The organism is Methylosoma difficile (assembly GCF_054657615.1).
The window spans coordinates 81,661-93,902 of the sequence record NZ_BAAHYJ010000006.1 but is presented as its reverse complement, the minus strand read 5'-3'; the positions used below and the strand labels follow the sequence as shown (position 1 = coordinate 93,902).

Genomic DNA, 12,242 nt, shown 5'->3' with positions numbered 1-12,242 from the left:
ACCTTAGCTAAAGACCCACTCATGGCAGCAAAAGAAGATTATTACAAACTGCTGGGCGTTGACCGCAACGCCAGCGACGAAGAGCTTAAAAAGAAATACCGCAGTTTGGCGATGAAACACCATCCCGACCGCAATGCCGACAATCCCGAAGCGGCTGAAGCCAAATTTAAGCAAATCAAAGAAGCTTACGAAGTGTTGTCTGATCCTAAAAAGCGTGCCGCTTACGACCAGTTTGGTCACGCCGGTCTCGATGGCTCCATGGGCGGACGGCCTGGCGGCGCAGGTGGCTTTGGTGCGGAAGGTTTCAGCGATATTTTCGGTGATGTCTTTGGCGACATTTTTGGCGGTGCCCGGCAACGGGGCGGCGTCCAGCGTGGTGCCGATTTGCGCTACAACTTGGAAATCACCTTGGAAGAGGCGGTTGCCGGTACTGAGCAGAAAATTCGTATTCCCGTACTGGTCACCTGTGGCGAATGTTCCGGCTCAGGCGCGAAAAAAGGTTCCAGCCCAGTGATCTGTACCACCTGCCACGGTCATGGTCAGGTCAGAATGCAACAAGGCTTTTTCTCGGTGCAGCAAGCGTGTCCGACGTGTCGGGGTACTGGCAAACAAATTAAAGACCCTTGTGGGAAGTGTTACGGTCAAGGCCGTGTGCAGGAAAACAAAACCTTGTCGGCTAAAATTCCCGCCGGTGTCGATACAGGTGACCGCATCCGCCTGAGCGGCGAAGGTGAAGCAGGCGAACGTGGCGGTCCGGCAGGCGATTTGTATATCGAAATCCAAGTTAAACGCCACGATATTTTTACCCGTGATGGTGCAAACTTATCCTGCGAAGTGCCGATCAGTTTTGTCACCGCTTGTTTGGGCGATGAAATTCATGTGCCGACGCTGGATGGCAAAGTGTTGCTAAAAATCCCTGCCGAAACGCAAACCGGTAAAGTATTCCGTTTGCGCGGCAAAGGCGTCAAGCAGGTTCGTGGCGGTCCGGTGGGCGATTTATTGTGCCGTGTGGTGGTGGAAACGCCTGTCAATCTGACCAAAGAACAAAAAGCCTTGATTAGCCAATTGGGCGAGTCTTTGTCGGGTGGCGGCAAGCACCACAGCCCACAAGAACATACTTGGATTGATGGCGTAAAAGATTTTTTCGATAAATTGACGGGGTAACAATCATGCGTATTGCAATTGCCGGTGTCACGGGCCGAATGGGCGCGTGTTTGGTTAAAGCGGCTGTTTTATCTAAAAAAGCCCATGTCACTGCGGCGGTGTCGCGCCCAGACAGCCCGTCTGTCGGTAAAGATGCGGGTGAATTGGCGGGTATTGCTGCCCAAGGTGTCCATGTGGTGGGGGATTTGGCATCGGTTTTAGATCAGTTTGATGTGCTGATTGATTTTACCCGCCCTGAAACATCAATGACTTATATAGAGCAATGTCGCCAAGCCGGTAAAAAAATAGTCATTGGTACAACCGGCTACACCGACGCGCAAAAGCAGCAAATTGCCGCCGCCGCTGAAGAGATCGCCATTGTTTTGGCGCCAAACTTTAGTGTGGGCGTAAATTTGTCGCTGAAATTATTGGAAATCGCCGCCCAAGTCATGGGCGATTACACCGATATTGAAATCATTGAAGCGCATCACCGCCATAAAGTCGATGCGCCGTCCGGTACGGCTTTGCGTATGGGCGAAGTGGTTGCCAAATCGCTGGGCCGCGATTTAAAAGATTGCGCCATCTACGGGCGCGAAGGCAATACCGGCGAGCGCGACCGCAAAACCATCGGTTTTTCCACCATCCGCGCGGGCGATATTGTCGGTGAACATACAGTGATGTTTGCCGATGAAGGCGAGCGCATCGAAATCACCCATAAAGCCACCAGCCGCATGACCTTTGCCAACGGCGCAGTGCGGGCGGCGGTGTGGCTGAAAGATAAAGGCCACGGCCTTTATGATATGCAGGACGTGCTGGGCTTGTCTTAAATTCTTTACAACACTTTTAAGGCATTTTTTCAGGAACCCCAATTGACAAGGATGTCAGCCGATGCGTTTATCCGTTAATCCCTCCAAACGCCCTATTTTGGCGACACCTAATCACTAGGTTTTGCCGCTTCAACCCACACCGCTAAACTGCCCGTGGCAGGTGTCGTCTTTTTTTTTGTCGTATTTGCACCAATTTTGTCAGTTTTTAGAGACTAAATAGTGCGGAATATCAAATATTTTCTGTCAATAAAATGGTTTGTTATTACAAGTTATTGAAAATAAACAATCTAATTAAGTTGGCATCGTTGATGCTTGATTTATAGCGAATATTAGTTTTCGTGTCACACTCTCCTTGTGGTACCTTCTCAAAGCGTTCTATTTTCTCGGGTAGAACGCTTTTTTTTGTCCAAATTTCCGTGAACGACGGCAATTTCTCCCCATTTTATTTAATTTATTGTTAATTAAATAAAATGGATAAGTTAATTTTTTGTTGCTGACTAAATCTGTATGGCTGATTTATGGTGATGGCGCTTCTTTTCCTGTCGAAACTCTCTATAAAAGTGTTTTGATGTCGATAAGGAGTTGCTATGTTGCGGATAGGTTGCTTGTTGGCCTTAATGGTTATCACGATTCTTGAAATCGGGCCGTTTCCCATTACCGGTTTTATCCTGATTTACGTTGTGTTGTTCCGCCCATACTGGTTTTACGATCTGATCCAGAAAATCTATCGCAAACACTGATGGGCGGTTTTGGACGCAGCCTATTTGCCGTTCCAAGGCATGATCGGCACGGTAGAAATGCTGTTGGCAGGTGCGCCATCAATCAGCTTGCGGCTGATGGCAACATAAACCAAGGTATTGCGTTTTTTGTCAAACAAACGGCTGACGCGGGTTTCCTTAAAGAATAAGGCCGTACCTTCGCTAAAGGCGGTTTCTTCTTCGGGCAGTTTTTCTTTAATGGTGATGGGGCCGACTTGGCGGCAAGCAATGGAGAATTGCGCCGGGTCTTCGGCAACGCCGAACGTTCCGGCAATACCGCCGGTTTTGGCTTGGCTGATATGACAGGTGACGCCATCAACTTTCGGGTCGTCAAAGGCTTGCACACAAACTTTATGGTTGGCACCAATCAATTTCCAAGCGGTGGTGACACAGCCAATATCTTCGGCGTGGCCTAGCGTGGCCCAAGCAGACAAAAATGCTAATGCGGTCAATGATTTTTTCATGAAATTCCTAATGGTTTTTAAAAGGTTTGGTTGGGCGGTTAGTCCGTCCAAGCTGCGGATTAATTCATTTTTTGCCGGTGTAAGCCACCCGATAAATGAGGCCGTTCATATCATCACTCATCAACAAGCTACCATCAGGCAGGGTCAATAGATCGACAGGCCTGCCCAACACCGTACCGTCTTGGCTAAGCCAGCCGCTAATAAAACTGTGTTCGGCAACGGGCATGCCACCCACAAATTTTACCATGGCGACTTGATAGCCTTGCGGTTTGCTGCGGTTCCACGAGCCATGTTGGGCAACAAACAATTGCTGTTGGTATTCGGGTGGAAACTGTTTGCCCAGATAAAAACGCAAACCTAAGGGGGCAATATGGGCTTTATAACGCCATGCGGGCGCTTTAAAAGCCGAACAGGGCTTTTGGTTGCCAAATTGAGGGTCGGCAATCGTGCCGCCATGACAGAAAGGATAGCCAAAATGCTCGCCCTTGTTTGACCATTGGTTCAGTTCCTCTGGCGGCAAGTCATCACCCAAGTAATCGCGCCCGTTGTCATTAAAAAACAGCACATGGCTTTGTGGCTGCCAATCAAACCCCACAGTGTTGCGGATGCCGTGTGCAATCACCTCAAAATCACTGCCATCCGCATTCATACGCACCAAAGACGCGTAAATTTCCGCTTTAGGCAGGCAAATATTGCAGGGCGCGCCCACTGCGGTATACAGCTTGCCGTCAGGGCCAAAACGCAAATATTTCCAACCGTGGTGCAAGTCTTTGGGCAACTGGTCATACACCACAACGGCTTGCGGCGGATTATCTAAATGTTGGCTGATGTTGGGGTAACGCAAAATGCGGTCAATGGTCGCCACATACAGCGACCCGTCTCGGTAAGCGACCCCGTTGGGCATATTCAGCTTGTCGGCGATCACATAAGTTTGTTCGGCTATGCCATCGTGGTTGGCGTCTTTAAGCGCGTAGACCTTTTCACGTCCGCTGCCGACATAGACAACACCGTCATCCCCCAACGCCAAGCTGCGCGCATTGGCGGTTTGGTCGGCGAAAATGCTCACTTCAAACCCTGGCGGGACATGCAATTGCTGAATAATGGCTTGTTGTGCTGCGCTTGCTGCCAACAGTTGGCTGGGTAGCCACACCAATAAGCCGATAAAAACACGGTAAATGACAAACATATCAATACTCCTGATGGTGAAGTTGCTTCCGGCAAAAGGGCAGGGAAGCATTTTGTTTTTAATTAAATCCATTAAAAGATTAATTAAGGTTGCTTTATAAACTAAATCGGTTATTATATTCGGCTCACGGAGAGGTGGCAGAGCGGCCGAATGCGGCGGTCTTGAAAACCGTTGAGGGTTGATCCCCTCCCAGGGTTCGAATCCCTGCCTCTCCGCCACACATCTTTAAAAGTTTTTGTTTTTTAAATAAAAATAAAGACATCAAAAATCCCCTTTTTATACCGCAACGTCTGCGGGACTTTCGTAAGACCTCTTCAGATTTTCCCTTTTTTCGCTTAAAACGCCAGCTTTACCTTCAATAATTTTACCCATCCATCAATACCTGTGTCATGGGTAGGGATAAGTGCGTTTATCGGTTTACAATCAGCTATTTTCACCAAGATTATTGCCGCTTCGGCACAAAAGCTAAACTTAAACGGCACCCCCAACGCCGCCTGATAACTCCCCATTACCTTAGGAAAACCCCTTGTTCGAACAAACCTTTAAAAACATCGACGACATCCTGCACAAAGACGCAGGCTGCGGCAGCGAATTGGATTATGTGGAACAAACCTCTTGGGTCTTGTTTTTAAAATATCTCGACGACTTGGAACGCGATAAAGCCACCGCCGCCGAACTGACAGGCCAAATCTACACACCCATCATTGCGCCCGACTACCAATGGACAAGCTGGGCCGCACCCAAATTAGAAAACGGCAACATTGACCACAACGCCCTCACGGGAGATGATCTGGTCGATTTTGTCAACATCCGCCTGTTTCCCTACCTTAAACAATTTAAAACCACCGCCGACAGCGCCGACACCATCGAATACAAAATCGGCGAAATCTTCTCAGAACTCAAAAACCGCGTGCAAAGCGGCTACAACTTGCGCGAAGTAATCAACCGCATCGACGAACTGCGTTTCCGCACCCATGCCGAAAAGCACGAAATGAGCCACCTGTATGAAGACAAAATCAAAAACATGGGCAACGCCGGACGCAATGGCGGCGAATATTACACACCACGGCCCTTGATAAAAACCATCATCAACGTCGTCGCCCCCGAAATAGGCCACAAAATTTATGACGGCGCGGCAGGATCGGCAGGCTTTTTGTGCGAAGCCTTCGACTACCTAAGACAAGGCCGCGAACTCAGCACCCAAGAATACCAAACCCTGCAAAAACGCACCTTCTACGGCAAAGAGAAAAAATCCCTCGCCTACATCATCGGCACCATGAACATGATCTTGCACGGCGTAGAAGCCCCCAACATCGTCCACACCAACACCCTTGCCGAAAACATCGCCGACATCCAAGAAAAAGACCGCTACGACATTATCTTGGCAAACCCGCCGTTTGGCGGCAAAGAACGCGCCGAAGTGCAACAAAACTTCCCCATCAAAACTGGCGAAACCGCGTCCTTGTTTTTGCAGCACTTTATCAAAAGCCTAAAAGCAGGCGGCAAAGCGGGCGTCATCATTAAAAACACCTTTTTAAGCAACACCGACAACGCCTCCATCAGCCTACGCAAATTGCTGCTAGAAAAATGCAACCTGCACACCGTACTGGACTTGCCCGGCGGCACCTTCACGGGCGCAGGCGTAAAAACCGTGGTGCTGTTTTTTGACAAAGGCCGCCCCACGCAAAAAATCTGGTTTTACCAACTCAACTTGGCAAGAAACCTAGGCAAAACCAATCCCCTGAACGAACAGGACTTAGCAGACTTTGTCGCGCTGCAAAAACACGCCCAAACCGAAGGCGACGGCGTTGCCGACAGCGAAAACTCATGGACGCTAAACATCAAAGACATTGACCCCAACACCTATGATTTAAGCGCCAAAAATCCCAACAAAAAAGCAGAAAACGCCCTACGCCAACCGCATGAAATCTTGGCGGAAATGAAGGCGTTGGATGAGGAAAGGGAAGCGGTTTTGCGTGCGGTAATGGAGTTGTTATGAGAGAGGGTTGGGAGGTTAAAAAACTGGGTGAAGTTTTAAAAATTCAAAATGGATATGCTTTTAATTCAAAGCTATTCACAATTGAAAAAGGAACGCCATTAATTAGAATTAGAGATATAAAAAATGGATTAGTAACTGAAACTAACTTCAATGGGACATATGACAAAAAGTATGAAGTTAAAGCAGGCGATTTTTTAATAGGAATGGATGGTGAATTTGGTTGTTACGAATGGAAAGGTGATATTGCGTTATTAAATCAAAGAGTTTGCAGATTACAAGAATTTAGTAAAGAGCTTGATTCAAGATTTCTTTTTTACGGAATAAATAAATATCTAAAGGCAATTGAAGACGTAACAGCATTTGCAACAGTAAAACATATTTCGTCAAAGCAAATAGAAAACATTGAAATCCCATTACCCCCACTCTCCGAACAACAACGCATAGTAGCCCTATTAGATGAAGCCTTTGCCGCAATAGCCAAGGCAAAAGCCAATGCTGAACAAAACCTAAAAAACGCCAAAGAACTTTTTGAAAGTTATTTGCAATCGGTGTTTGAAAATAAAGGTGAGGGTTGGGAAGAGAAGGCTTTAAGTGAGTTTTGTGAAGTAAAAGATGGAACACACGATAGCCCGAAATATGTTAAGGAAGGAATTCCATTTGTAACGCAGAAAAATATTAGACAAGATGGATTATCATTTACTGACACAAAATTTATTACCGAAACAGACCACAGTAAATTTTACAAGCGTTCAAATGTAAGATTCGGTGATATTCTAATTTCGATGATTGGTGCAAATAGAGGCATGGCTTGTATTGTCAATGACAAAAGGGTTTTCAGTATTAAAAACGTTGGTTTAATTAAAGAAAGCGAAAATATAAACAAACATTTTCTTTTGTATTATCTGAAGTCTCCTTTGGCGATGAGATATGTTTTATATATGTCTAACGGAGGGGCGCAAGAATTTATTGGATTAACGGCACTAAGAAGTTTTCCAATTTCTTCTCCGCCATTAAAAGACCAACAAACCATCGTCCAAAAACTAGATGCCCTATCCACCCAAACCAAAAAACTAGAAGCCATCTACCAACAACACCTAAACGATTTGGAAGAACTAAAAAAATCCATCCTACAAAAAGCCTTCAATGGCGAATTGTAATCAGACCAGAACCAATCCCGAAGGGATGGCATGATTATAGAAACGAAATGGCACGCAAACCAAACCCCGAAGGGGTGAAATTATTATTACTATGAAAACATGCGGTTGTGGTTGTTATGTCACCCCTTCGGGGTTTTAATTGGATGTGATCGATTTTCTATAATCATGCCACCCCGTTGGGGTTTTAAAGGTGTTGAATTGTAACCAAACCAAAACCAATCCCGAAGGGATGCCATGATTATAGAAATGAAATGGCAACCAAACCAAACCCCGAAGGGGTGAAATTATTATTACTATGAAAACATGCGGTTATGGTTGTTATGTCACCCCTTCGGGGTTTGGATTGGATGTGATCGATTTTCTATAATCATGCCACCCCGTTGGGGTTTTAAAGGTGTTGAATTGTAATCAGACCAGAACCAATCCCGAAGGGATGGCATGATTATAGAAACGAAATGGCATCCAAACCAAACCCCGAAGGGGTGAAATTATTATTACTATGAAAACATGCGGTTGTGGTTGTTATGTCACCCCTTCGGGGTTTGGATTGGATGTGATCGATTTTCTATAATCATGCCACCCCGTTGGGGTTTTAAAGGTGTTGAATTGTAATCAGACCAGAACCAATCCCGAAGGGATGGCATGATTATAGAAACGAAATGGCATCCAAACCAAACCCCGAAGGGGTGAAATGATTATTGCTATGAAAACATGCGGTTGTGGTTGTTATGTCACCCCTTCGGGGTTTTAATTGGATGTGATCGATTTTCTATAATCATGCCACCCCGTTGGGGTTTTAAAGGTGTTGAATTGTAACCAAACCAAAACCAATCCCGAAGGGATGGCATGATTATAGAAACGAAATGGCATACAAACCAAACCCCGAAGGGGTGAAATGATTATTACAATGGAAACATGAGGTTGTGATTGTTATGTCACCCTTCGGGGTTTAATTTTACGTTGGTCTATTTTCTATAATCATTGCACCCCGTTGGGGTTTTGAAGGCGCATTATGCCAAGCACGTTTACGCAAATTTATATTCACTACGTTTTTACGGTGAAAGGCAGGCAAAACCTGTTACGCCAACCTTGGCGCGATGAGGTTTTTAAATATATATCTGGCATTATTAAAGCAAAAAACCAAAAGCCGATTATTGTTAATGGTATGGCGGACCATGTTCATGTGTTTGTCGGTTTGAAACCAACAATGGCTATCGCGGATTTGGTGCGGGATATTAAAAACAATTCGTCCAATTTCATTAACGAAAAAAATTTTGTCGATGGTAAATTTGCTTGGCAAGAAGGTTATGGGGCTTTTTCTTATGCGCATTCCCAAATCGACAGCGTTTATCAATACATTGCCAATCAAGAAGCCCATCACCAGACCAAATCCTTCAAGGATGAATATATGGATTTCCTGAAAAAATTTGAAATTGAATATAAGGAAGAATATTTGTTTGAATGGATAGATTAAACATCCAATAAGATCAGATTAATTTTTGGTCAAATCGAACGATTCGGCTAAACTGAACGAAAATACATATAAGGAAACACCACCATGCAAACCTTTACCGCTAACGACGCTAAAACCCGATTTGGGGAATTTCTCGATTTGGTTCAACGCGAGCCAGTACAAGTAAAGCGCCACGACCGGGTGGTGGGTGTGATGGTGAGCGCACAGGATTACGAAGCCATGCGGGCTTATTATGCCGACCGTTTGCGGCAAACGCTGCGGGAATCTGCGGAAGGGGCGGCAGCAGCGGGGTTAACAGAAGAGCAACTGGATGATTTATTGGCTGATGAGAGCTGATCTCTAGTGATACTGGTTTACGAACGGGTAGTTGTGGATACTAATGTTTTGCTCAGTGCTGCATTGTCACCTAGCGGAACGTCAGCAATTTTGCTGGATAGTTTATTGCAAGTGGGTAAGTTGGTTTTTTCGGCAACCACTTTTGCCGAATTGGAGGGGCGGATTTGGTTGCCAAAGTTTGACCGCTACTTGCCTATGGAGCGCCGTCGCCGCTTGTTGCATGAATTTAATGCTTGTTCGATTTGGGTTGATGTGCCGCCTACCCTCGCGGCGCGTCAATTTTCGCGTGATGTCAACGACGATGCCTTTATCCATACCGCCATGACCGCAGGCGTTTCGCGCTTAGTCACAGGAGATGACGATTTATTGTGCCTGCATCCACTGGATGGATTGCATATCCTCTCACCCCGCCAAGCGCTCGAAGAGCTTAGTCGCTAGGAAAAGCCATGAACGAAACAGAAACCCGAGCGGAACTGATAGACCCGAAATTAAAAGAGTGCGGTTGGGGTGTTGTGGAGGGTTCTAAAATCTTGCGTGAATTCCAAATCACCGCTGGTAAAATACAGACAGGCGGTGTTAGGGGCAAAAGGCTGGTTGCTGATTATGTTTTGGTTTACAAGGGCATCAAGCTGGCGGTTATCGAGGCCAAAAGTGATGAGCTGGCGGTCGGTGAAGGCGTGGCGCAGGCGAAGCTGTATGCCGAAAAATTAAAACTGGACACCACGTATGCCACTAATGGCAAAGCCATTTACGGTATTTGTCTGGTGACAGGTAAAGAAGGTTTGGTCGCTAATTATCCGACGCCTGATGAGCTGTGGAACAAAACCTTTGCGGTACAAAATGAATGGCGCGAGAAGTTTGCGGCGGTGCCGTTTGAAGATAAAGGCGGCGCATGGCAATTACGTTATTATCAGGAAATCGCGGTAAAAAACACCTTAGAAGCCATCGCCAATAAGCAAGCGCGCATTTTATTGACTTTGGCGACGGGTACGGGAAAGACCGCCATTGCTTTTCAAATTGCTTGGAAGCTTTTCCAAACCCGCTGGAATCTACAACGTGACGGTAGCAGAAGGCCACGGATTTTATTTTTGGCGGATAGAAATATCTTGGCGAACCAAGCGTTTAATTCTTTCTCTGCCTTTGCTGACGATGTTTTGGTACGCATTAGCCCGAAAGAAATCAGCAAAAAAGGCAGTGTGCCGACCAACGGCAGTATTTTCTTTACCATTTTTCAGACGTTTATGAGTGGCACGGATAAGGAAGGTAAGCCCGCACCTTATTTTGGCGCTTATCCACCCGACTATTTTGATTTCATCATCATTGACGAATGCCATAGAGGCGGTGCGAATGACGAAGGCAACTGGCGCGGGATTTTGGATTATTTTTCGCCAGCGGTGCAGTTGGGTTTAACCGCCACGCCCAAACGTAAAGATAACGTCGACACTTACCAATATTTTGGCGAACCTGTTTACATTTATTCGCTGAAAGAAGGCATTAACGATGGTTTTTTAACGCCGTTTAAAGTCAAGCGCATCAAAACCACGCTGGATGATTATATTTACACCCGCGACGATGATGTGATTGAAGGCGAAGTCGAAGCGGGCAAGTTGTATACCGAAGCCGATTTCAACCGGATCATCGAAATAAAAGCCAGGGAAGCCAAGCGCGTGCAGCTATTTATGGACGAGGCCAATCAGAACGAAAAGGCGATTATTTTCTGCGCTACCCAAGAACACGCGGCGGCGATTCGGGATTTGGTCAATCAATACAAAACGGCAAAAGACATCAACTATTGTGTGCGTGTCACCGCCAACGATGGCGAAATGGGCGAGCAGTTCTTAAGGGATTTTCAGGACAATGAAAATACCATCCCCACCATTCTGACCACCTCGCAAAAATTATCCACGGGCGTGGATGCGCTGAATATCCGTAATATTGTCTTGTTGCGCCCCGTCAATTCCATCATTGAATTTAAACAAATCGTCGGCAGGGGAACGCGGCTGTTTGACGGCAAAGATTTTTTCACCATTTATGATTTTGTCGATGCTTACCGTAATTTTTCCGACCCTGAATGGGATGGCGAACCGTTAGAAGAAGACGCTTGCGGCAAATGCGGAGAAAATCCTTGTGTTTGCGAAGTAGCACCGCCCAAGCCCTGCCAGCGGTGTGGGCAACAAGCGTGTGTCTGCGAAAAAACACCGAAAGTTTGCCAAAAATGCGGGCAATTGCCTTGCGTGTGCAGCAAAAAAGTAAAAATAAAATTGAAGGATGGCAAGGAACGCGACATTCAACACATGCTGTCAACGTCGTTTTGGAGCGCAGACGGCAAGCCGATTTCCGCCGAAGAATTCTTAAATAATTTGTTTGGCGAATTGCCTAAACTGTTTACAAACGAAACCGAATTAAGGACGCTTTGGAGCAATCCCATCACCCGACGGACGCTGTTGGAGAAATTGGCGGAAGCAGGTTTCGGCACGGACGAATTGACCACCTTGCAAAAACTGATGGATGCCGAAAAAAGCGATTTGTTTGATGTGTTGGAATATGTCTTTAACAGCGAGGTGAAACCCATCACACGAGCCGAACGGGTCGCCGCCGCACAAGCCAATATTTTTGCTTTCCTGAACGCCCAGCAAAAAGAATTTATTGATTTTGTGTTGAGCAAATACATTGACACCGGCGTGGAAGAATTGGATCAGCAAAAATTGCCTATCTTGTTGACCAATAAATACCATTCATTAGAAGATGCGAAGGCGGTTTTGGGCAGTGTGGCGACTATCAGTTCGTTGTTTATCGAGTTCCAGAAGCATCTTTATTTAAACGTTGCTGCTTAGTGGCACATTATGTTTTCCGCAAACCAATATCCGCGCTACGCTTTTTACTTAAAAAACGGATCCA

10 protein-coding genes and 1 tRNA gene are annotated in these 12,242 nt (G+C 46.1%); 9 read left to right on the top strand and 2 right to left on the bottom strand.

The features are described 5' to 3' along the window. The first annotated feature begins 21 nt into the window (after positions 1–21). Together dnaJ and dapB are read left to right on the top strand one after the other, a co-directional pair. A complete protein-coding gene (gene dnaJ, locus ACYQ1O_RS15320) occupies positions 22–1,164 on the top strand; it encodes a molecular chaperone DnaJ (protein WP_459992998.1) in 1,143 nt (380 codons plus the stop codon). A gap of 5 nt (positions 1,165–1,169) precedes the next feature. After that, the gene (dapB, locus tag ACYQ1O_RS15315; RefSeq protein WP_459992997.1) at positions 1,170–1,970 is read left to right on the top strand and encodes a 4-hydroxy-tetrahydrodipicolinate reductase; all 801 of its coding nucleotides are present in this window, start codon (positions 1,170–1,172) and stop codon (positions 1,968–1,970) included. Between the two features lie 760 nt (positions 1,971–2,730). On the opposite strand, the gene ACYQ1O_RS15310 is transcribed toward dapB, so the two are convergent. Both ACYQ1O_RS15310 and ACYQ1O_RS15305 read right to left on the bottom strand, forming a co-directional pair. Beyond that, positions 2,731–3,192 carry a CreA family protein gene (locus ACYQ1O_RS15310; protein ID WP_459992995.1) on the bottom strand — a complete coding sequence of 154 codons (462 nt, stop codon included), beginning with the start codon at positions 3,190–3,192 and terminating at the stop codon, positions 2,731–2,733. 64 nt (positions 3,193–3,256) lie between these two features. Then, a complete protein-coding gene (locus tag ACYQ1O_RS15305) occupies positions 3,257–4,378 on the bottom strand; it encodes a PQQ-dependent sugar dehydrogenase (protein WP_459992993.1) in 1,122 nt (373 codons plus the stop codon). Between the two features lie 128 nt (positions 4,379–4,506). Here ACYQ1O_RS15305 and ACYQ1O_RS15300 point away from each other — a divergent pair. The 7 genes from ACYQ1O_RS15300 (at position 4,507) to hsdR (ending at position 12,178) form a co-directional block, all read left to right on the top strand. Beyond that, a tRNA-Ser gene (locus tag ACYQ1O_RS15300) sits at positions 4,507–4,596 on the top strand. A 308-nt stretch (positions 4,597–4,904) separates the two neighbouring features. Next, a complete protein-coding gene (locus ACYQ1O_RS15295; RefSeq protein WP_459992992.1) occupies positions 4,905–6,377 on the top strand; it encodes a class I SAM-dependent DNA methyltransferase in 1,473 nt (490 codons plus the stop codon). Next, positions 6,374–7,534 (top strand): restriction endonuclease subunit S, encoded by a 1,161-nt coding sequence (locus tag ACYQ1O_RS15290; RefSeq protein WP_459992990.1) that lies wholly within the window; start codon positions 6,374–6,376, stop codon positions 7,532–7,534. The genes ACYQ1O_RS15295 and ACYQ1O_RS15290 overlap by 4 nt, the downstream gene beginning before the upstream one ends. 1,012 nt (positions 7,535–8,546) lie before the next feature. Continuing rightward, positions 8,547–9,008, top strand: coding sequence for an IS200/IS605 family transposase (tnpA, locus tag ACYQ1O_RS15285; protein WP_459992988.1), 462 nt, complete (start codon positions 8,547–8,549; stop codon positions 9,006–9,008). Positions 9,009–9,092: 84 nt separating this feature from the next. After that, positions 9,093–9,344, top strand: a complete 252-nt coding sequence (locus tag ACYQ1O_RS15280) for a type II toxin-antitoxin system Phd/YefM family antitoxin (RefSeq protein WP_459992986.1) — start codon at positions 9,093–9,095, stop codon at positions 9,342–9,344. Positions 9,345–9,377: 33 nt separating this feature from the next. Further along, positions 9,378–9,782: a putative toxin-antitoxin system toxin component, PIN family gene (locus ACYQ1O_RS15275; protein ID WP_459992984.1), complete on the top strand. Its 405-nt coding sequence runs from the start codon at positions 9,378–9,380 to the stop codon at positions 9,780–9,782. Positions 9,783–9,790: 8 nt separating this feature from the next. Continuing rightward, a complete protein-coding gene (gene hsdR / locus ACYQ1O_RS15270) occupies positions 9,791–12,178 on the top strand; it encodes an EcoAI/FtnUII family type I restriction enzme subunit R (protein ID WP_459992983.1) in 2,388 nt (795 codons plus the stop codon). Positions 12,179–12,242 lie beyond the last annotated feature (64 nt).